Here is a 20,959-nt window from a genome sequence, read left to right as displayed (position 1 = left end):
GTGTTGAACTCAGTTGAGCCGAAAGGCATCGACACCGTCCTCGTCGCCAACCGTGGCGAGATCGCGCGTCGGGTATTCGCCACCTGCCGAAACTCCGGCATCGGGACCGTCGCCGTGTTCTCGGACGCCGACGAGGACAGCCCGCACGTGCGCGACGCCGATGCGGCGGTGCGGTTGCCGGGCAACACCCCCGCCAACACCTATCTACGCGGTGACCTCGTGATCGCCGCTGCTCGATCGGCCGGTGCGGACGCGATCCACCCCGGATACGGTTTCCTCTCCGAGAACGCCGAATTCGCACAGCAGGTGCAGGACGCGGGCTTGGTCTGGATCGGGCCGCCGGTCAAGTCCATCGAGCTCATGGGCTCCAAGGTGGAGTCGAAGAAGATCATGGACGACGCCGGTGTGCCGGTGCTCGCCGAACTCGATCCGGCTGCGGTCACCGAGGCAGACCTGCCCGTTCTGGTGAAAGCCTCCTCGGGTGGTGGTGGTCGCGGAATGCGGGTCGTGCGTGAACTTGCAGACCTGACCACCGAGATCGAAGCCGCCCGAAGGGAAGCGCAGTCCGCCTTCGGTGATCCGACCGTGTTCTGCGAGCGGTACATCGAGACGGGACGGCACATCGAGGTCCAGGTGATGGTGGACCGGCGCGGCGAGGTGTGGGCGGTCGGTGAACGAGAGTGCTCGATTCAGCGCCGACATCAGAAGGTTGTCGAGGAAGCCCCTTCCCCCTTGGTCGAGCGGGTGTCGGGGATGCGCGATCGACTCTTCCGTGCAGCCAGGCTGGCGGCAGAAGCGATCGGTTACGAAGGCGCCGGAACCGTCGAGTTCCTGGCCGACGAGGACGGCAACTTCTTCTTCCTCGAGATGAACACGCGTCTGCAGGTGGAACATCCGGTCACCGAATGCACGACCGGCCTCGATCTGGTCGATCTGCAGATCTCGGTTGCATCGGGATATTCGCTGCCCTCCGAGCAGCCCGAGATCCGGGGGCATTCCATCGAAGTGCGGTTGTACGCCGAGGATCCGGCCGCCAACTGGCAGCCGCAGACGGGAACCGTGCATCGCCTTCACCTGCCCGGTGATGTCACCGAGTTCGGTGTACTCGACAAGAGGGGCGTGCGTCTCGATTCCGGCGTGATCGACGGCAGCGTGGTGGGCGTGCACTACGACCCGATGCTCGCCAAGGTCGTCTCCTTCGCGCCCGACCGCACGCAGGCAGCGAAGCTTCTGGCCACCACTCTGGCCGGAACGAAGCTGCACGGACTCGTCACCAACCGAGACCTCTTGGTGAACGTCCTGCGGCACCCGGCCTTCCTCGCCGGCGACACCGACACCGCCTTCTTCGACACCCACGACCTGACTGTGTTGTCGACGCCGCTGGCATCCGAGCACACCGAGGGGCTCGCGGCACTCGCTGCCGCGCTGGCGGATTCGGCGGCCAACCGCGCCGGCGCACGCGTGGGTGGCGGCTTCCCGAGCGGGTGGCGAAATTTGCCGTCCGCGCCGCAACTCAAGCGCTACACCGCGCCGCGAGGCGGTCACGACGTGCGCTACCGGCTGGACAGGCGCGGTCTCACTGCCGAGGGATACGACGATGTCTCGCTCGTCTCGCACAGCGCCGAACGGGTGGTATTCGATGTCGAGGGTGTTCGGCGGACCTTCGAGGTCTCCCGATACGGCGACAGCGTGTTCGTGGACTCGGCCCTCGGCGGGACGGCGTTGACCGTCGCGCCGAGATTCGTCGACCCGACGACAGAGGTGGCGGCGGGGTCGCTACTGGCACCGATGCCGGGTTCCGTCGTTCGTGTCGCGGCGTCACAGGGCGACGCAGTCGAAGCCGGGCAACCGATCCTGTGGCTCGAGGCGATGAAGATGGAACACACGGTGACGGCACCGGCCGCGGGAGTTCTCACGGAACTCGCTGTGACCGTAGGACAGCAGGTGGAGGTCGGATCCGTGCTCGCGGTGGTCGACGCCGAGGCAGCGCAGATTCAGGAAGAGGCAGACGCATGAGCGGATTCGTGGAAACCGAAGAGCAGACCGAACTCCGCGCGGCGGTGTCGAAGCTCGGCGAACGGTTCAACTATGTCGACTACGTGCTCCCGCGTTCGCGCACGAGCCGGCCGTTGACCGAACTGTGGAACGAAGCGGGCAAGCTGGGGTTTCTCGGCGTGAACCTGCCGGAGGAATACGGCGGCGGGGGAGCGGGGATCTACGAACTCGCGCTCGTGCAGGAAGAACTGGCCGCACACGGCGCGGGACTTCTCCTCGTCGTCGTGTCGCCCGCGATCTGCGGAACGATCATCGGCAAGTACGGCACGGACGAGCAGAAGCAGAAGTGGCTGCCGAGCATCGCCGACGGCTCTTCGATCATGGCCTTCGGCATCACCGAGGCAGATGCGGGTTCCAACTCGCACCAGATCAGCACCACCGCTCGCCGGGACGGCGACGACTGGATCATCCACGGCAGCAAGATCTTCATCTCCGGTGTCGATCAGGCCGACGCCGTGCTCGTCGTCGCCAGGACCGAGGACTCGAAGACGGGCAAGTTGAAGCCGGCCCTGTTCATCGTGCCGACCGACGCCCCCAACTTCGTGAAGCAGCCGATGGAGATGGACATCGTCGAACCGGACACCCAGTTCACGTTGTTTCTCGACGACGTGCGGTTGCCGTCCGATGCACTCGTCGGTGAGGCGGACGCGGCCCTCATGCAGTTGTTCTCCGGGCTCAACCCCGAGCGGATCCTCGGTGCGGCGATGGCCGTGGGGATGGGACGCTACGCGCTCGACGCGGCCACGGCGTTCGCGAAGCAGCGCACGGTATGGAAGACGCCCATCGGTGCGCATCAAGGGCTGTCGCACCCGCTCGCCCAGGTCAAGATCGAACTCGAGCTCGCGAAGCTGATGATGCAGAAGGCCGCGGTGCTCTACGACAGCGGCGACGACTTCGGAGCGGCAGAAGCCGCCAACATGGCGAAATACGCGGCAGCAGAAGCGAGTATCAAGGCACTCGACCAGGCGGTACAGACACACGGTGGCGCGGGGCTGACCAAGGAATACGGTCTGGCCGCCATGCTGGGAGCAGCCCGGATCGCGCGCGTGGCTCCGGTCAGTCGGGAGATGATTCTCAATTTCGTGGCCCAACACTCGCTCGGGCTGCCACGGTCGTACTGACGGAAAGGAGCAGCAGTGGACGCAGAGAACACACCGTACGTTCGCTACGAGGTCGGCGACGGAGCCGCGACGCTCACCCTCGACTCGCCGCACAACCGAAACGCCATCTCGTCCAGGTTGGTGGGCGAACTTCACGAGGGTCTGCGCGCCGCAGCGGCCGACGACGATGTGCGGGTGGTGGTCCTCACCCACAGGGGTGGCACGTTCTGTGCAGGTGCCGATCTCAGCGAGGCGAGCAGTGCGGACGGCGATCCGGCGGATCTCGCTCGGCAGCGCACCCGGCAGATGACCGAGATGCTCAGAGCCGTTGTCGAGCTGCCGAAACCGGTGATCGCTTGCCTGAACGGGCACGTGCGGGCCGGCGGGATGGGGCTCGTCGGGGCCTGCGATCTCGCGATTGCCGGATCCGACAGCACGTTTGCGCTCACCGAGGTACGTCTCGGCCTCGCGGCGTCGATCATCTCGTTGACCGTGCTGCCACGCCTGGACTCGCGAGCCGCGAGCCGCTACTTCCTCACCGGCGAGAAGTTCGGCTACCGGATTGCGGAGGACATCGGCCTGATCACCGTCGCATCCGACGACCCGGCCGAAACCGTGGACGAACTCGTGGACCAGTTCATGCAGGCCTCTCCTCAGGGGCTGGCGGAATCGAAGGCACTGACCACCACGGCCGTCCTCGACGGATTCGACCGGTACGCAGCGGAGCTGGAAGCGCGCTCGGCCCGTCTGTTCGGATCGGAAGAAGCGAGGGAAGGCATGATGGCGTTCTTGCAGAAGCGGCGCCCGAGCTGGGCGCCGTAGACGTCGACCGCATCTCGACACAGCAGGGTCGACCGCAGCAGCAGGAGGACCGAAATGGCACGCGAGCCCAAGCAGGACCGCAGCCGCGCCACGCGTGAGCGCCTGCTGGAGGCGACCGTGGACGCACTGGCGGAACTGGGATGGAGTGCGACCACGGTGGGGATCGTCGCGCAGCGTGCAGGGGTTTCGCGAGGCGCTGCCCAGCACCACTTCCCGACGAGAGAGGACCTCTTCACCGCGGCCCTCGAGATGATGTTCGACGCTCGGATCGAGGAAGCGAAGCGGGAAGCGACCGAACTTCCCACTGGAGCCGGCCGCACCGAGGCAGTCGTGACCCGGCTGGTCGAGTCCTACACCGGCACCCTGTTCAAAGCGGCGCTGCAGGTATGGACCGCCGCCGCCGCGGATCCGGAACTGCGATCGCGCGTGCTGCCTCTCGAAGAACGGTTCGGACGGGTCGCGCACCGAAATGCGGTGGAACAACTCGGCTGTGACGATTCGGACCCGGTCGCCCATCGGCTGGTGCAGGCCACCCTCGACCTGGCGCGGGGTCTCGGCCTGGCCGACGTCCTCACCGACGATTCCCGGCGGCGCAGCGAAGTGGTTCGGCAATGGGCCGCGCAACTCGAAGCCTCGCTGGCCCTCCCCGCCGGAGCCTGATCGGTAGAGTCACCGCGCATGGGCAGGAAATGGGGAGCGCTCGTGGCAACCGGATTGGCCGCGGTCCTGACCGGATGCGGTGGGTCCGACGCCACGGAGGCCGACGCACCTGCGGCCCCGGTCCGTCCCGAGGCCACCGAACCCGGGCCCTTCTTTCCCGAATGCGCTGGGATGACGGATCAAGAGGTCGCCGAAGCGTTCGCGATGCCCCCGTTCACTCACGTGACCCGCAACTCCGTCGGCTGCGTCTGGGAAGTCGGCGGTGCGGACGGCCCCAGCGTCACCTACTCCTGGTATCGAGGTAGCCCCATCGGCCGCGAACGTGCGGGGTCGGAACTGATCGGCCGTCCGGCCGAGGACATCGACGTCGGCGGGAATCCCGGCTTCATGGCTTCGGCGGCGAGCTACCTGTGCGAGGTCGGCATCGAGTTCGGAGGCGACTTCGTCCACTGGTCGGTGATGTACGGCAGTTCGCAACCGACCAACGACCCGTGCCAGGTGGCGAGAACGCTCGCCGAGAGAACCGTGGAGCGTGCGCAGTGAGGGCACCGCGTCACCGCGTCGCACGAGCGGTCGCCGCCCTGAGTGTGGTCCTGCTCGCAGTCGGTTGCGGCTCGACGATCGACGGCACACCCCGCGCCGAGGGTGCGTACGACGGCGGCGCCGGTGATCTCGGTGAGTTCACCAATCTGCTCCAGGAGTGCAATGCCGTCGCGGACGACAAGATTGCCGAGGTGGTCGGGGCGGACGGCATCATCCGTGGATTCTTCGGGGCCATCTGCCGCTGGGATGCCGTCGGAGCCTCCGGGACCACCAAGGTGACGTTCGACTGGTTCGAAACTGGCTCTCTCGACACCGAACGCAGCACTGCGGAGCGGCTCGGCTACACGGCCACGGACATCACCGTCCAGGGTCGTCGTGCCCTCCTGATCCAACAGCCCGCGGACCCGGGTTCGTGCAACGTGACGGCAGGCTCGCCGTCCGCCGGAGTGTTCGGCTGGTGGGTGCAGTACGGTGCCGGAGGGGGCGATCCCTGTGGAGCCGCAACCACTCTCGCGGAACTCACACTCGACCTCAGCAGTTGATGCAGGGCCCCGTTGCTGCGCCCTGACGCACCACCCCGCCTTACCACTGCGGGGTTCTTTTGACCTTCCGCCGCGCCGCCGGGTATCGTTGTGGGTCGTGTCCGGCCAGTCCGGGCCGATCTGTGTGCCTAGCGAGGTATTGCCGTGCGCGCGTTCGTGCAGATTCCTGTACGAAACGAGCATCCGGTTGCCTGTGTGGGGGTATGCGACACACCCGGCCGTGGGGTACGCGAACACCGCGTATTGCGAGGTCGAGTGAGGGGCAGCAGCTCTTTTGCCCCAACTGCTAGATCCCTAATTTCAGAACAGCCAAGGTTGCTTGTCTCGAGCAGTCTGTTCAACACGAAGAAAGCCGGTTTATGCCAACCATCAATCAGCTGGTCCGCAAGGGCCGCCGCGACAAGACCGCCAAGGTCAAGACGGCGGCGCTGAAGGGCAGCCCGCAGCGTCGTGGCGTGTGCACCCGCGTGTACACCACCACCCCGAAGAAGCCGAACTCCGCGCTCCGTAAGGTCGCGCGTGTGCGCCTGACCACCTCCGTCGAGGTCACCGCGTACATCCCCGGTGAAGGCCACAACCTGCAGGAGCACTCGATGGTGCTCGTCCGCGGTGGTCGTGTGAAGGACCTCCCGGGTGTGCGCTACAAGATCATCCGTGGCTCGCTCGACACCCAGGGTGTCAAGGGTCGCAAGCAGGCACGCAGCCGCTACGGCGCGAAGAAGGAGAAGAGCTAATGCCACGTAAGGGCCCCGCTCCGAAGCGTCCGCTCATCAACGACCCGGTCTACGGATCGCCGCTGGTGACGCAGCTCGTCAACAAGATCCTCCTCGACGGTAAGAAGTCCACCGCCGAGCGCATCGTGTACCAGGCTCTCGAGCAGGCACGCGAGAAGACCGGCACCGATCCGGTCGTCACGCTCAAGCGCGCACTGGACAACGTCAAGCCCGCCCTCGAGGTGCGCAGCCGCCGTGTCGGTGGCGCCACCTACCAGGTGCCGGTCGAGGTTCGCCCCGGTCGCTCCACCACGCTGGCTCTGCGCTGGCTGGTCACCTTCTCGCGTCAGCGTCGTGAGAAGACCATGGTCGAGCGTCTCGCCAACGAGCTTCTCGATGCCAGCAACGGCCTCGGTGCTGCTGTGAAGCGTCGCGAGGACACGCACAAGATGGCCGAAGCCAACAAGGCGTTCGCCCACTACCGCTGGTGACTACCCGCCGGGCCGAGGGCGTTCGACACCCTCGGCCCGGCGTGGCCGGTCGCAGTGTCGGTCCCGAACATCGGGCCGGCTGACAAAACAAATAGACGTGGCCCTATCCGGGCCGACACGAAACAACGAGTGGGGAAGAATCCTGTGGCACAGGAAGTGCTTACCGACCTGAAAAAGGTTCGCAACATCGGCATCATGGCGCACATCGATGCCGGTAAGACCACTACCACCGAGCGCATCCTCTTCTACACCGGTGTGAACTACAAGATCGGTGAGACCCACGACGGTGCCTCGACCACCGACTGGATGGAGCAGGAGAAGGAACGCGGCATCACGATCACCTCTGCCGCGGTGACCTGCTTCTGGAACGACAACCAGATCAACATCATCGACACCCCCGGCCACGTCGACTTCACGGTCGAGGTCGAGCGTTCGCTCCGCGTCCTCGACGGCGCAGTTGCCGTCTTCGACGGCAAGGAGGGCGTCGAGCCCCAGTCCGAGCAGGTCTGGCGTCAGGCAGCCAAGTACGACGTTCCCCGCATCTGTTTCGTCAACAAGATGGACAAGATGGGCGCGGACTTCTACTTCACCGTGCAGACGATCATCGACCGTCTCGGTGCGAAGCCGCTCGTCCTGCAGATCCCGATCGGTGCCGAGGACAACTTCGACGGCGTCGTCGACCTCGTCGAGATGAAGGCCATCACCTGGCGTGGAACCGTCGCCATCGGCGCGGAGTCCACCATCGAGGAGATCCCCGCCGATCTCGCCGACAAGGCCGCCGAGTACCGCGAGAAGCTGCTCGAGACCGTTGCCGAGTCCGACGAATCCCTCATGGAGAAGTACTTCGCCGGCGAAGAGCTGAGCGTCGAGGAGATCAAGGGCGCCATCCGCAAGATGACGGTCGCCTCCGAGCTCTACCCGGTGCTGTGTGGTTCCGCGTTCAAGAACAAGGGTGTTCAGCCCATGCTCGACGCGGTCATCGACTACCTTCCGGACCCGCTCGACATCGGTGAGGTGCACGGCCACGTTCTCGGAAACGAGGACGAGGAGATCACTCGCAAGCCGAGCAAGGACGAGCCGTTCTCGGCGCTGGCCTTCAAGATTGCTTCGCACCCGTTCTTCGGCAAGCTCACCTTCGTGCGCGTGTACTCCGGCCGTCTCGATCCGGGACAGCAGGTGCTCAACGCCACCAAGGGCAAGAAGGAGCGCATCGGAAAGCTCTTCCAGATGCACGCCAACAAGGAGAACCCGGTCCCCGAGGCCGTCGCAGGCCACATCTACGCGATGATCGGTCTGAAGGACACCACCACCGGTGACACCCTCTGCGATCAGGCAAACCCGGTCGTTCTCGAGTCCATGAGCTTCCCGGACCCGGTCATCCAGGTCTCGATCGAGCCCAAGACCAAGTCCGACCAGGAGAAGCTGGGCGTCGCGATCCAGAAGCTCGCCGAAGAGGACCCGACCTTCTCGGTCGAGCTCGACGACGAGACCGGCCAGACCGTCATCGGCGGCATGGGCGAGCTCCACCTCGACATTCTCGTCGACCGCATGAAGCGCGAGTTCAAGGTCGAGGCCAACGTCGGTAAGCCGCAGGTTGCATACCGCGAGACCATCACCAAGAAGGTCGAGAAGCACGACTTCACCCACAAGAAGCAGACCGGTGGTTCCGGCCAGTTCGCAAAGGTGATCATCGCGCTCGAGCCCTTCATCGGTGAGGACGGCGCCACCTACGAGTTCGAGAACAAGGTCACCGGCGGTCGTATCCCGCGCGAGTACATTCCTTCGGTCGATGCCGGTGCGCAGGACGCGATGCAGTACGGCGTCCTCGCGGGCTACCCGCTCGTGAACCTCAAGATGACGCTCCTCGACGGCGCATACCACGACGTCGACTCGTCGGAAATGGCCTTCAAGGTCGCAGGTTCGCAGGCGCTCAAGGAAGCTGCCCGCAAGGCCGGCGCGGTCATTCTCGAGCCGCTCATGGCTGTCGAGGTCACCACACCCGAGGATTACATGGGTGAAGTGATCGGCGACCTGAACTCCCGCCGTGGTCAGATCCAGGCCATGGAGGAACGCAGTGGTGCCCGTGTCGTGAAGGCGCTGGTTCCGCTCTCGGAGATGTTCGGTTACATCGGAGACCTGCGGTCGAAGACCCAGGGCCGAGCGAACTTCTCCATGGTGTTCGATTCCTACGCAGAGGTTCCCGCGAACGTCTCGAAGGAAATCATCGCCAAGGCGACCGGCGAGTAATCTTTACCTGTTGCCCTTAGCACGACCAAAGTAAAACAACCGCACTGCTGCATACCGCAAGCAACAATCAGTCCAGGAGGACACACAGTGGCGAAGGCGAAGTTCGAGCGGACGAAGCCGCACGTGAACATCGGCACCATCGGTCACGTCGACCACGGCAAGACCACGCTGACGGCGGCTATCACCAAGGTGCTGCACAACGCGTACCCGGATCTCAACGAGGCCTCGGCCTTCGACGAGATCGACAAGGCTCCTGAGGAGAAGGCTCGCGGTATCACGATCAACATCTCGCATGTTGAGTACCAGACCGAGAAGCGCCACTACGCGCACGTCGATGCCCCGGGTCACGCCGACTACATCAAGAACATGATCACCGGTGCTGCCCAGATGGATGGCGCGATCCTCGTGGTTGCCGCTACCGACGGCCCGATGCCCCAGACGCGTGAGCACGTGCTGCTCGCTCGCCAGGTCGGCGTGCCGTACATCCTCGTCGCACTGAACAAGTCCGACATGGTCGACGACGAAGAGATCATCGAGCTCGTCGAGATGGAGGTCCGCGAGCTGCTCGCCGGACAGGACTTCGACGAGGACGCACCGGTCATCAAGGTGTCGGCTCTCAAGGCCCTCGAGGGTGACGAGAAGTGGGGTCAGAGCATCCTCGACCTCATGAACGCTGTCGACGAGTCGATTCCGGACCCGGTCCGCGCAACCGACCAGCCCTTCCTCATGCCCGTCGAGGACGTCTTCACGATCACCGGCCGTGGCACCGTTGTCACGGGTCGTATCGAGCGTGGCGTCATCAACGTCAACGAGGATGTCGAGATCGTCGGCATCAAGGAGAAGGCGACCAAGACCACGATTACGGGCATCGAGATGTTCCGTAAGCTCCTCGACTCGGGCGAGGCCGGCGACAACGTTGGTCTGCTGGTTCGTGGTATCAAGCGTGAAGACGTCGAGCGTGGACAGGTTGTCGTCAAGCCCGGCACCACCACCCCGCACACCGAGTTCGAGGGCCAGGCATACATCCTGTCCAAGGACGAGGGTGGCCGCCACACGCCGTTCTTCAACAACTACCGCCCGCAGTTCTACTTCCGTACCACGGACGTTACGGGCGTTGTGACCCTCCCCGAGGGCACCGAGATGGTCATGCCCGGTGACAACACCGAGATGTCCGTCAAGCTGATCCAGCCTGTCGCCATGGACGAGGGCCTGCGCTTCGCTATTCGCGAGGGTGGCCGTACCGTCGGTGCCGGCAAGGTCACGAAGATCATCGCGTGATCTAGTTTCACCACTGCTCTGTGGCGCTCACTCCTTCGGGAGTGGGCGCCACAGGCGTTTTCGGGGTGTACTCAAATGCTGCGCGGGATGTCCGGCGGGTCGAGATGCAGCCTGACCTGGGTGCAGACGTCTGCACCGTCGAGGCAGCGTGCGACGCGGCGGGCGACGGTCTCGGCGCGCATCGTGAAATGGTCGAGGTCGATTCCGGGCGAAGCAGTGACGACGATGGACAGAGTCGGCAGACCCCGTTCGACGATTCCGTGGCCCCGAGCGTGACGAACGTCGGGATGGTCGCGGAGTTCCTGAGCGACGCTGCGCGCGAGTCGCCGCAGATCGACCGAGAGGATCCCGTTCGTTCTCGGATCGTGGATCTGGGCGGACGGCGAGTGCCTTCGGGTGAAATTGACGTAGAGGACACCGACGCCGAACAGCAGTGCGCCGAGCATCGTGCCCACCAGAACCCAGGTCCACCAGGATTCGTTCGGAAGCGTAGCGACGCGAACGCGGTCGAACGTGGCGACCTTCTCGCGGACGAAGGGGACGCGCGCATCCCAGGCGATCGCCCACGCGCCCGCGCCGAGCAGGACCAGTCCGATGACGAGGGCGATCAAGCGGTTGAACGCCGCGGCGCGGTGGCTCATTTCGTCACCTTCACTCGCAGGGTCGTGGCGTCGCCGAGCAGGTCCAGGTCGCCTTCTACGGCCGAGCGGACTGCAGTTTCGGCATCTGTCTCCTGGCCGCTCTGTCCGTCTGCGGTGGCGCGAACGGTCAGACGCTTGCGCCCGAGAGTGGCGTCGGCATCGATGATGTGCGGGACCGTCAGGGCACGGTTGCTCGCCCGGCGGGCGAGATCGGTGGGACGCAGCCACACGACGGTCTCAGAGCTCTCACGAGAGCGGATCCCTCGGTGGGTTCGTTTTCGTGGAAGGACGCCGCAGACGACGAACAGAACTCCCAGAACGACCGCAGCTACGGCCGCGGGCACGAGCCATTCGGACCAGTGAAGTCGCCCCAGCCATTCGAATGTGTTGCGGATCCACGGTGCTCCCGAGTAGCTGTCGGCCTCGACGAGCAGTTCGCGAGCCGATATCACCGAAAGTGCGAGCGCGAGAACAGCAACAAGACTGGCGACGGGCGCGGCAATGGGTGTGGCGCGCGGCTCGTGTGGGAGAACGGTGGCGGTGTGCGCCTGCACCGTGTCGTCGTCGACACCGGAGTTGTGGGTGACGCGGGTGGTGTCGGCAACGATCACGTGCAGTGAGTGGACGGGGAGACCGGTCATGAACTCGACCTGCTCGTTCACGTCCTGCTGGAGTCGGCTGTCGAGAACGTCCAGACGGCACGGCCATTCGACGCACACGTAGAGGTTGATCGCGACGGCGTTCGCGCCGATCGTCACGTCGGCGCTGGGTAACTCGCGCCGGGGGAATCGAAGCAGTCCGCCGGACTGTCGCACGACACCGGGGACCTGCAGAGCCGTGGTGGTAGCGATTTTGGTGACCACACGTTCCTTGATCACCAGTTGCCCGCGGTCGCCCAGGTCTTCCGTGCTCGCCGCTTCCGGTGTGCTGGTCACAATTGCTTCCTCTGCCTCGCCTGCCCCCGCCGCAACAGTAGTGATATCTCGTCGCATCGGTTCCGGCCATGGGGAGCTAACACTTCTGGTGCCCAGTTTGGTAAGACAGAAACCACATAACTGTGACGACTCCCAGCTTTCCGGGCGGGTGTGGTCAGCGACTCGCCGGTGCGCGAGGGTAACGGATGGGGAATCGGTAGTGCAGCGAACAGTGATCGTGGGAGCCGGACTGGCCGGGTTGCGTACGGCAGAAGAGCTCAGGCGCGCCGGCTTCGAAGGTGAGCTCGTGTTGGTCGGCGGTGAGACGCACCTGCCGTACGACAGGCCGCCGCTGTCCAAAGAGGTGGTGCGCGGCGAACGCGACGACACCACACTCAAGCCCCGCGAGTTCTTCGACGAGGAGAAGATCGAACTTCGTCTCGGCTCACCGGCCATCGGTCTCGACACCGTGACACGCGAACTGAAACTTGGCGACGGCAGCGTCCTCGCCTACCACGAGCTCGTGATCGCCACGGGCCTCACGCCGCGAAAGATCGCCGGTCTTCCCGACCTCGAGGGCGTCCACGTGCTCCGCTCGATAGACGAGAGCCTCGCGTTGCGTGAGGAGCTGGCTCCGGGCAAGCGGGCCCTCATCGTCGGCGCAGGATTCATCGGTTGTGAGCTCGCCTCGAGCATGAACTCGGCCGGTGTTCACGTCTCGCTCGTGGAGCCGCAGTCCGCGCCGCTGGCCTCGGTGCTCGGGCAACAGGTTGGGGACCTGGTGGGCCGTCTGCACACGGAAGCCGGTGTCGACCTCCGCGTCGGCGTCGGCCTCGCGGAATTGCGTGGTGACGGCCGAGTGTCCCGTGCGATCTTGTCCGACGGCAACGAGATCGAGGTCGATGTGGTGGCGATCGGCATCGGCTCGATCCCCGTGACCGAGTGGCTCGCCGGCTCCGGTGTGGACGTCGACAACGGTGTCCTGTGCGACGGAGTAGGCCGAACGAACGTGGCCCACGTGTGGGCGGCAGGTGACGTCGCGGCGTGGCAGGTCGAGGTCGGTGGGCGCAAGCGGGTCGAACACTGGAGCAATGCCGGAGAGCAGGCGAAGATCCTGGCCGGTGCGCTGACGGACACGACGGACCCGGACGCGGCCGTGCAGGTTCCCTACTTCTGGAGCGACCAGTACGGCCTCAAGATCCAGGCCCTCGGAACCGTCGCTGCCGGGGACACCGTGCATGTGATCAAGGACGACGGACGCAAGTTTCTGGCCTACTACGAACGTGACGGTGTCCTCGCCGGGGTCGTCGGGGCAGGGCTGGCCGGCAAGGTCATGAAGATGCGCGCGCAGATCGCGGGAGGAGCCCCTATCGGCGACGCGCTGGAGGCTGCATCGGTGTAGCGGCGGCCGTCACGATAGATTTGTGCGGTGATCGTTGCACTCATCGACTCGGGCCTTGGCATGCTGCCGACGTCGGCGTGGTTACGGAAGCTGCGCCCCGAACTGGATCTGATGCTTGCGATGGACCCGGACGGTGCCCCGTGGGGCCCGAAGCCTACGGAGTGGGTCGTCGAGCGTGTCGTCGGTACGGCGGCGCAGGCGCTCGATCGCGGTGCCGAGGTGATCGTGCTGCCGTGCAACACCGCCAGCGTCAGCGCGTTGCACCACGTACGTGAATTCGTGGGGCCGGATGTGCCGGTGATCGGCACGGTGCCGGCCATCAAGCCGGCGGCGGCAGCGTTTCCCGCAATTGCGGTGTGGGCGACGGCAGCCACCACGGCGAGCCGTTATCAGGCCGATCTCATCGAGCAGTTCAGCAACGGTGCCAGTGTCGTACCGGTTGCGTGCCTCGGGCTGGCGGAGTCGATCGACCGGGGTGAGAAGGAGCGCGTGACCGAGGCGATCGCGTCGGCCGTCGCACGCACGCCGGCGGAGACAGCCGCCGTGGTGCTGGGGTGCACGCATTACCCCTTGGTGATCGACGAGATCGTTGCGGCACTTCCCGATGGCGTGGCGATGTTCGACAGTTCCGAAGCCGTGGCGGCACAGACTCTGCGCCGAATCGACGCCCTCGGCCGCCCCGCGACAGGTGCGGGAACGGTGACGGTGTACCTCAGCGGGCGGCTGGGAGAACTGCCCGCGAGCGCGACCAACTTCGAGGCAGGACGTATCCTCGCGGCACCGTCGTTGCTGTAACCCAGCGGCGTATATGGGGCAGTCTTCAGTGAGACTGTGCGAGCTTGCGCACGGCGTCGGGTACGGGGCGACCGGATTTCGCGCTGGCTGCGACTGCGGCTTTTGCAGCCGCCCTGCGGACCGCGAGACTACGGACGGCGGGGGCGGGCTTCTTCTTCGGTATTGCTGTCGTCATTGCCTGCCTCCTCTGTGCATTCGAGGTCCGAGTCGCCGAGCGCAATCTGCTCGGCAATGACTTGGACGATGTCGGAGTCGCCGCGTGTTGCCAGCTTGGATGCGACTAGCGTCTCCAACACCTTCCAACCGAGTCTAGCCTCGGGATCGGAATCACTGAAGGTGCGCTCGAAGAGTAGGTGAACGCCCCGACATTCACGCCACGTCACCCGAGCTGAACCATTCCGGCAGCGACGACTCGTGCGACGGCGCCGAGTTCGTCCTTGCTGTCGGTCCTCGCAACCGAGAAGGTGGCTGCCACCCAGGCGTTGGCGCAGGCCCGCAAGGTCTCGGGCCGAACTGGGTAGGGGACGCTGGCCTGCAGAATTCGCACGGTCGCATCACGTACGTATGCCCGGAACTGGCGCAGGTGTGCTCGCACCGCTGGCTGTGTCTGCGCCTCACGCCACAAGATGAGACGGAGAAGCGACGTGTGGCGATCGAGCATGTTCAGTGCCGTATCGAGCGCTACGAGACTCTTCGCGGGGTCGCCAGGTGTGACGATCGGGGAGACGTCCGTCATCGGAGTGGTCGGCAGTCGCTCGGTCAGGAGTGCGTGCAGGATCTCGGTTTTGGTCGGAAAGTAGTAGAAGACAAGTCCTTTCGGTACCCCGGCTCGCTTGGCGATGGACGACGTGGGCGTGGCGTCGTAGCCGTCTTGTCCGATCAGTTCTTCCGCGGCGTCGAGAATCAGCTCGCGGGCACTGCCGTCGCGGTCGGCGCGACGGCGGGTGGGGGATCTGGGCACAGCTCGACCTTCTCCCGACATGAGGGACAGGGCGAGGGTCGTTGCCCGCGCCCCGTCCGGCCGATATCGATTTCTCGATGGGGATCAATGACGGGTTGCCAGTCCTCCGTGTCCGTGCATTCGCGAACTCATCGCCGGCAGTCCGGTGACCGCAACAGCTACGGCGAGAACACCTACGACCCATGCTGTCCAGGCCGCACCGCTCATGCCCGAGAAGTCCATGACCCACGGCGAGATGAAGAGCAGTACACCCATGATTCCCATGGCGTATTCGGCCCAACCCATTTCGGGGCGAGCCATGTGGACCAGACCGGACAGTGCCACGAGTGCACCGAGCACGATGAGAGACCACCGGGCAGCATTGTTGGTGTCGAGCCACATCGGGGAGAGCGCCGCGAAGACACCGATCACCACCGCCACAACATCCTGCATTCGACTCCACGACTTCATGTCCAGCCTCCTCGGAACGGATTGTGTCCACTTCGAGTACACGCCTGATCGACCGACCGGTCAATGTTTCGCCCGTTGCATTCGCGTAAAGGTAAATGCAGGTCAACACCCATTTCGTGATGTTGTCGCGCGAGGTCGGTTCGGGTGTCGGGGCGCCGTGGGAAAGTGGTCGAATGACAGCGACAGCCGAAGACGTTCAGCGCGCTCTGGCGGAGCTTGCGGACCCCACGGATGCGAAGAATCTCGCGCGATTCTTCAAGACCGGACCGGGCGAGTACGGCGAGGGGGATGTCTTCATCGGGGTGCGGGTTCCGCAGACGCGCCGTGTGGTGCGCGCGCATACCGAGCTGCCTCCGAACGAGGTGGAGGTGTTGATGGACAGCGACGTTCACGAGCATCGGCTCGCCGGCCTGCTCATCCTGGTGGAGCAGTTCACCGCTGCCGAGAAGGTGCTGGACGACGGCAAGCGCGAGGTAGTAGCGATGCAGTACCTCGATCTGACCGAGCGGGGCCGGGTGAACAATTGGGATCTGGTGGACTCGTCGGCGCCAACGGTGTTGGGCGGCTGGTTCTTCGACCGTCCACGCGACACCGTGCACCGTTTTGCCGATGACGACGACCTGTGGCGACGACGGGTCGCCCTGCTCACCACCTTGGGATTCATTCGGCGAGGAGATGCTTCCACCACGCTCGAAGTGGCCGAAAGTGTGCTGCACGACCGCCGCGATCTCACTCAGAAGGCAACCGGCTGGATGCTCAGAGAAGTCGGTAAGCGGGTGGACCGGGCATTGCTGACCGGCTTTCTCGACCGGTTCGCGGCCGACATGGGCAGAACCGCGCTCACCTATGCGTGCGAACACCTGACGGCGCAGGAGCGCGCTGGCTATCGCGCCATGCGCTGACATTCGAAAGTCACGCTAGATTCGATGACATGACAGCCCCCGCACCTGCTCGTAGCCGTAGTCGTCTCGCGCTGGTCCTCGTGGCAGTCCTCGCCGTGCTCGTTGTCGTCGTGGCCGGGGTGTTGTGGTGGGCGCCGTCGCGGTACCTCCCGTGGGATACCGCCGAGTTTCCCGACGTGGACACCACGTCTCTTTCGCCGCTGCAGGCCGATGTCGTGAGACTGATCGAAGAGGAACACGGCAAGCAACAGCCCGGCACCTTTTACTCCGAGGGAGTCGAAGAGCCGTGGTGCGCGAACTTCGTCAGCTGGGTAATGCGCGAGGCTGGTAGCCCGCTGTCGAATCCCAACTCGGGGAGTTGGCGGATTCCGGGGGTGTACACGCTGCAGGAGTACTACGAATCCGAGTCACGATTCGAACCGGTGGGCAACGGTTACCGGCCGACGGTGGGTGACGTGGTGTTGTACGACAACAGCAGTTGGGTCGGCCAGCACACCAACTTCGTCGTCGCGGTAGACGGCGCGACCGCGACCACCGTCGGCGGCAACGAACTCGGAAAGATTCGCGTTCACACCGTCGACTGGGCAGACGACTCGGCGGTGGTCGGGTTCGGCCGGCTGGTCTGAGTCAGAACTCGATCTTCAGGTGATCCGTCACGGGGTGAGCCTGGCATCCGAGGATGTAGCCCGCCTCGATGTCCTCCGGGTCGAGAATCTCGCTGTTGTCCATCTCCACCTTGCCCTCGAGGACGGTGCAGGCACACGAACCGCACTCGCCCTCCTGGCAGGAGTAGGGAACGTCGAGACCCTTCGCCAACATGATGTCCACCAGTGTCTGCTTGCGAGGCCAGGACATGCTGTGGGTCTCGCCGTCGAGTTCCACCTCCACGGTTGCGGCGTCGGCGGCTTCCTCGTCGGACACCTCGACCACTTCGGCGTCACGGAACGGGTCGCCGGCGAGGGAGTTGAAGACCTCGGCGTGGACCTGGGTGCGCGGCATTCCGGCGTCCGCGAGTGCTTTGTGGATCGTCTCCATGAACGGCGTGGGGCCACACATGAAGGCTTCGTGGCCCAGGTAAGGGGCGACCACGTTGGCCAACTGCTCGGCGCTGGGAAGCCCCTGAAGGGTCTCGATCCAGTGGATGACGACGAGCCTGGACGGGTACTGCTGCGTGAGGGCACGAAGCTCGTCGGCGAAGATGACCGACTTTTCGTCGCGGTTCGCGTAGAGCAGTACGACCTTGCCGGTGCCCTCGGTGAGCGCCGACTTCAGAATCGAGATGACAGGGGTGATCCCGCTGCCCGCGCCGAACAGCAGAAAGTCGTGATCGAACGTTTTGGGGGTGAAGACGCCCGACGGAGGCAGGACCTCGATGGAATCGCCCACATCGAGGTTGTCGCACAGCCAATTGGAGCCGTATCCCTCGACCGTTCGCTTGACGGTGACCTTGGGGGCGTCGTCCGTGAAAGGGGAGCTGGCCAGCGAATAGCACCGCGCCACCGACCCCGTCAGGTCGCTGGGGATGCGCAAGGTCAGGAACTGACCGGGCTTGTACTCGAACTTTTCAGCCAGGTCGGCCGGTACGTCGAAGACGATGGAGTAGGAATCGGGGGTTTCCTCGATCACCTTCGACACGGTGAGCAGCACCGACCGGGAGCTGTGCGGCACCTCGACTGTCGTCATCGCGACTGTGGTCCTCTCGTCTCGCACTGACCGAAGCCAGCGGTAGAACATGTTCTAGTTTCAGCGTAGCAGCAGCAACCCGCTCTCGGTACACCGTAACGATCGGTCGCCGATCGCCGTCTCCCTGTGTGTACGGACCGACGGGAGCCTGCCCGATCGGAGAGTCTGCGTCCGGCGTCCGGGCGGTTTCTGTCGCTAGGGGTGTTGCGCTGCTCGTCGTAGCGCCACAGTGATTCCAGGTGAGACGCCCGTCACATTCGACGGAGATGTACCGCCGATCAAAGAACCGCAGCGAATCGACGAGGAGACGGCGATGGCCATCGAGCTCAACCAGATCTGGGAGTTCCCGATCAAGGAATTCCACCCCCTGCCCCGCGCCAAGCTGGGAGTGGGCGCTCACGACATGATCGGTGTGGAGGCCAAGGAGTTCGGGTTCAAGCGAACCCTCCTCGTGACCACCGGTCTGCGCGGCTCCGGCATCATCGAGGAACTCGTCGGCAAGATCGAATACCAGGGTGTCGAGGTCGTGCTCTTCGACAAAGTGGAATCCAATCCCAAGGACTACAACGTCATGGACGGCGCCGCGCTCTACCAGAAGGAGAAATGCGACAGCGTCATCTCCGTCGGCGGCGGATCGAGCCACGATGCAGCCAAGGGCATCCGCGTCGTCATCGCCCACGACGGTCGCAACATCAACGAGTTCGAGGGTTTCGCCAAGTCCACCAACAAGCAGAACCCGCCACACATCGCCGTGTCCACCACGGCGGGTACTGGCTCGGAGACGTCGTGGGCATACGTCATCACCGACACCTCGGACATGGACAAGCCGCACAAATGGCTCGCCTTCGACGAGGCTTCCACCCCGACGATGGCACTCGACGATCCGCTGCTCTACTACACCTGCCCTCAGCAGTGGACGGCCTTCTGTGGGTTCGACGTTCTGGCTCACGGCGCCGAACCGTATGTGTCACGACTCGACTTCGCACCGTCGCTCGGCAACGCGATCTACTCGATCGAGTTGGTCGCAAAGCATCTGCGTGAGGCCGTGTACGACCCAGGCAACCTCGAAGCCCGCACCGGAATGATGAATGCGCAGTACATCGCAACCCAGGCCTTCAACTCGGGCGGACTCGGTGTGGTGCACTCCATCTCGCACGCGGTGAGCGCCTTCTACGACAGTGCGCACGGCCTCAACAACGCCATCGCCCTGCCCCGAGTGTGGGAGTACAACCTCCCGTCGCGCTACGAGCGCTACGCCCGCATCGCCACCGCGATGGGCGTCGACACCCGAAACATGACCACGGTGCAGGCCGCCGACGCTGCGGTCGAAGCCGCGATCAGACTGTCGAAGGATGTCGGCATCCCCGACAACTTCGGGTCGATCCGTTCCGCCACGTACGACAAGAACCGGATGAACACCGGCAAGTACTCGGGTAAGGGTGACGTCATCAAGGGTGACGAGAAGTCGGTGCTCAAGATCTCCGAGCACATCCAGGACGACTGGTGCACCCCGGGTAACCCGCGTGAGGTGACAGTCGAGTCGATGCTTCCCGTCGTTTCGCACGCGATCAACGAATCGTACTGAGCCAGCGAACACTCGTGTCCGGGGCGGACTGCCTCTGGCTCCGCCCCGGACACGTCTCCACCATTCTTCGATATATACAAGGACGGACGCCCCGAGATGTCTGCACCCCACACCGTTTCCGAACTCGACCCGATCACCTTCGCCGACGGCACGGCGCTGAAGGACGCGTTGTGGGAAGTCGACTACATCGCGGACGACGAGTTCGCCGTGGTCGTTCACCTCTCCACGGTTTTGGAACGGCCCCTTCTGCTCGAGGGGCCCGCCGGTGTCGGCAAGACGGATCTCGCCAAATCGCTCGCCGCGGCTTCTGGGCGCAGACTCGTTCGTCTGCAGTGCTACGAAGGGCTCGACGACAGTCGTGCATTGTACGAGTGGGACTATGCCAAACAGCTTCTGCACGTACAGATGCTGAGGGACCGCATCAGCGAGAAGATGTCCTCGTTCGACGACATCGCGGGCGCCTCTCAGTTTCTTGCCGCTCAAGATTTCGGTTTGTATTCGGAGAAGTTCCTTGCGGTGCGGCCGCTTCTGGACGCGGTGCTGTCACCGGAACCGGTCGTCTTGCTCGTGGACGAGGTGGACCGCACCGAGGAGTCGATGGAAGCCTTGCTTCTCGAGGTGCTGGCCGAACGGCAGGTGACCATCCCGGAGGTAGGAACCTTCACGGCGCGCACCGCACCGTGGGTGGTGTTGACGTCCAACGACACCCGCGAACTCTCACCCGCATTGAAGCGGCGGTGCCTGCACTATCACTTGGGGTATCCGACAGCCGAGCGCGAACGCGAGATCGTTGCGGCCAAGGCGCCCGAGGTGGAGGAAGCTGTCGCCACCGAGGTTGTCGAGCTGGCGCGCACTCTGCGGGAGCTGCCGTTGCGCAAGAGTCCGTCCATCGCCGAGGTCGTCGATGCCGCACGCGCAGCGGTGGTTCTGAATGCGACACTCGGACAGACGCCGGGTTCGGAACAGACGACCAGGGATGTCCTCTTCGCGGCGCTTCTGAAATACACCGGTGACGCAGACCTGGCCCGCGAGAGGTTGGCGGGCAACGGCGAACCGGAATACGAGCTGACCCCGGAACCCGAACTGCGACCGACCAACACGGCTTCGGCATTTCGCGGGCACGGTGGCAGTGAACGAGGCGGAATCGGTATCGGCCGACTGGCGGGTCGTTGACC

General features: G+C 64.6%; 22 protein-coding genes. 16 read left to right on the top strand and 6 right to left on the bottom strand.

The features are described 5' to 3' along the window. From ACZI8R_RS07620 to tuf, 10 genes are all read left to right on the top strand, one after another. Positions 1-2,016: an acetyl/propionyl/methylcrotonyl-CoA carboxylase subunit alpha gene (locus tag ACZI8R_RS07620; RefSeq protein WP_463378979.1), complete on the top strand. Its 2,016-nt coding sequence runs from the start codon at positions 1-3 to the stop codon at positions 2,014-2,016. Beyond that, entirely contained in the window at positions 2,013-3,176 is a 1,164-nt protein-coding gene (locus tag ACZI8R_RS07615; RefSeq protein WP_463378978.1) for an acyl-CoA dehydrogenase family protein, read from the top strand. The genes ACZI8R_RS07620 and ACZI8R_RS07615 overlap by 4 nt, the downstream gene beginning before the upstream one ends. A 15-nt stretch (positions 3,177-3,191) precedes the next feature. Then, positions 3,192-3,977: an enoyl-CoA hydratase family protein gene (locus tag ACZI8R_RS07610; protein ID WP_463378977.1), complete on the top strand. Its 786-nt coding sequence runs from the start codon at positions 3,192-3,194 to the stop codon at positions 3,975-3,977. A 54-nt stretch (positions 3,978-4,031) separates the two neighbouring features. Continuing rightward, positions 4,032-4,637 (top strand): TetR/AcrR family transcriptional regulator, encoded by a 606-nt coding sequence (locus ACZI8R_RS07605; protein WP_463378976.1) that lies wholly within the window; start codon positions 4,032-4,034, stop codon positions 4,635-4,637. An 18-nt stretch (positions 4,638-4,655) separates the two neighbouring features. Beyond that, entirely contained in the window at positions 4,656-5,180 is a 525-nt protein-coding gene (locus ACZI8R_RS07600; protein ID WP_463378975.1) for a DUF3558 domain-containing protein, read from the top strand. Beyond that, positions 5,177-5,722, top strand: coding sequence for a DUF3558 domain-containing protein (locus ACZI8R_RS07595; RefSeq protein ID WP_463378974.1), 546 nt, complete (start codon positions 5,177-5,179; stop codon positions 5,720-5,722). The genes ACZI8R_RS07600 and ACZI8R_RS07595 overlap by 4 nt, the downstream gene beginning before the upstream one ends. A gap of 359 nt (positions 5,723-6,081) precedes the next feature. Further along, entirely contained in the window at positions 6,082-6,456 is a 375-nt protein-coding gene (rpsL, locus tag ACZI8R_RS07590; protein ID WP_003941908.1) for a 30S ribosomal protein S12, read from the top strand. After that, complete coding sequence (gene rpsG, locus ACZI8R_RS07585; RefSeq protein ID WP_072738343.1) at positions 6,456-6,926, top strand: 30S ribosomal protein S7; 471 nt, start codon at positions 6,456-6,458, stop codon at positions 6,924-6,926. The genes rpsL and rpsG overlap by 1 nt, the downstream gene beginning before the upstream one ends. A 144-nt stretch (positions 6,927-7,070) precedes the next feature. Beyond that, complete coding sequence (gene fusA, locus ACZI8R_RS07580) at positions 7,071-9,173, top strand: elongation factor G (protein WP_463378973.1); 2,103 nt, start codon at positions 7,071-7,073, stop codon at positions 9,171-9,173. Positions 9,174-9,260: 87 nt separating this feature from the next. Then, positions 9,261-10,451, top strand: a complete 1,191-nt coding sequence (tuf, locus tag ACZI8R_RS07575) for an elongation factor Tu (RefSeq protein ID WP_378572810.1) — start codon at positions 9,261-9,263, stop codon at positions 10,449-10,451. A gap of 71 nt (positions 10,452-10,522) precedes the next feature. Here tuf and ACZI8R_RS07570 read toward each other — a convergent pair whose 3' ends face one another. Both ACZI8R_RS07570 and ACZI8R_RS07565 read right to left on the bottom strand, forming a co-directional pair. Continuing rightward, entirely contained in the window at positions 10,523-11,092 is a 570-nt protein-coding gene (locus ACZI8R_RS07570) for an Asp23/Gls24 family envelope stress response protein (protein ID WP_463378972.1), read from the bottom strand. Next, positions 11,089-12,027: an Asp23/Gls24 family envelope stress response protein gene (locus tag ACZI8R_RS07565; RefSeq protein ID WP_463378971.1), complete on the bottom strand. Its 939-nt coding sequence runs from the start codon at positions 12,025-12,027 to the stop codon at positions 11,089-11,091. Before ACZI8R_RS07565 ends, ACZI8R_RS07570 begins: the two co-directional genes overlap by 4 nt. A gap of 199 nt (positions 12,028-12,226) precedes the next feature. Between ACZI8R_RS07565 and ACZI8R_RS07560 the strand changes: the two genes are divergently transcribed. Then, entirely contained in the window at positions 12,227-13,408 is a 1,182-nt protein-coding gene (locus tag ACZI8R_RS07560; RefSeq protein ID WP_463378970.1) for an NAD(P)/FAD-dependent oxidoreductase, read from the top strand. Between the two features lie 27 nt (positions 13,409-13,435). Then, positions 13,436-14,203 (top strand): glutamate racemase, encoded by a 768-nt coding sequence (locus ACZI8R_RS07555; protein WP_463378969.1) that lies wholly within the window; start codon positions 13,436-13,438, stop codon positions 14,201-14,203. A gap of 25 nt (positions 14,204-14,228) precedes the next feature. Here the strand turns inward: ACZI8R_RS07555 and ACZI8R_RS07550 are convergent, their stop codons facing one another. The 3 genes from ACZI8R_RS07550 to ACZI8R_RS07540 form a co-directional block, all read right to left on the bottom strand. After that, on the bottom strand, positions 14,229-14,378 hold the full coding sequence (locus ACZI8R_RS07550; RefSeq protein ID WP_463378968.1) for a hypothetical protein: 150 nt from the start codon (positions 14,376-14,378) through the stop codon (positions 14,229-14,231). A 204-nt stretch (positions 14,379-14,582) separates the two neighbouring features. Then, positions 14,583-15,164, bottom strand: coding sequence for a TetR/AcrR family transcriptional regulator (locus ACZI8R_RS07545; RefSeq protein ID WP_463378967.1), 582 nt, complete (start codon positions 15,162-15,164; stop codon positions 14,583-14,585). 84 nt (positions 15,165-15,248) lie between these two features. Next, the gene (locus ACZI8R_RS07540) at positions 15,249-15,614 is read right to left on the bottom strand and encodes an SPW repeat domain-containing protein (protein ID WP_463378966.1); all 366 of its coding nucleotides are present in this window, start codon (positions 15,612-15,614) and stop codon (positions 15,249-15,251) included. A 173-nt stretch (positions 15,615-15,787) separates the two neighbouring features. Here ACZI8R_RS07540 and ACZI8R_RS07535 point away from each other — a divergent pair, with 173 nt between their 5' ends. Both ACZI8R_RS07535 and ACZI8R_RS07530 read left to right on the top strand, forming a co-directional pair. Further along, the gene (locus ACZI8R_RS07535; RefSeq protein WP_463378965.1) at positions 15,788-16,516 is read left to right on the top strand and encodes a DNA alkylation repair protein; all 729 of its coding nucleotides are present in this window, start codon (positions 15,788-15,790) and stop codon (positions 16,514-16,516) included. Between the two features lie 29 nt (positions 16,517-16,545). After that, positions 16,546-17,142 carry a CHAP domain-containing protein gene (locus ACZI8R_RS07530; protein WP_463378964.1) on the top strand — a complete coding sequence of 199 codons (597 nt, stop codon included), beginning with the start codon at positions 16,546-16,548 and terminating at the stop codon, positions 17,140-17,142. Between the two features lies 1 nt (position 17,143). Here the strand turns inward: ACZI8R_RS07530 and ACZI8R_RS07525 are convergent, their stop codons facing one another. Continuing rightward, positions 17,144-18,199: a 2Fe-2S iron-sulfur cluster-binding protein gene (locus tag ACZI8R_RS07525; protein ID WP_463378963.1), complete on the bottom strand. Its 1,056-nt coding sequence runs from the start codon at positions 18,197-18,199 to the stop codon at positions 17,144-17,146. Between the two features lie 313 nt (positions 18,200-18,512). Between ACZI8R_RS07525 and mdo the strand changes: the two genes are divergently transcribed. Together mdo and ACZI8R_RS07515 are read left to right on the top strand one after the other, a co-directional pair. Next, positions 18,513-19,784, top strand: a complete 1,272-nt coding sequence (mdo, locus tag ACZI8R_RS07520; RefSeq protein ID WP_463378962.1) for an NDMA-dependent methanol dehydrogenase — start codon at positions 18,513-18,515, stop codon at positions 19,782-19,784. Positions 19,785-19,880: 96 nt separating this feature from the next. Continuing rightward, positions 19,881-20,957 carry a MadB family AAA-type ATPase gene (locus ACZI8R_RS07515; RefSeq protein ID WP_463378961.1) on the top strand — a complete coding sequence of 359 codons (1,077 nt, stop codon included), beginning with the start codon at positions 19,881-19,883 and terminating at the stop codon, positions 20,955-20,957. Positions 20,958-20,959: the final 2 nt, after the last annotated feature.

This window comes from Rhodococcus huquni, assembly GCF_055231055.1.
The sequence above is the reverse complement of the archived record's forward strand: the minus strand, read 5'-3'. Positions and strand labels throughout refer to the sequence as shown.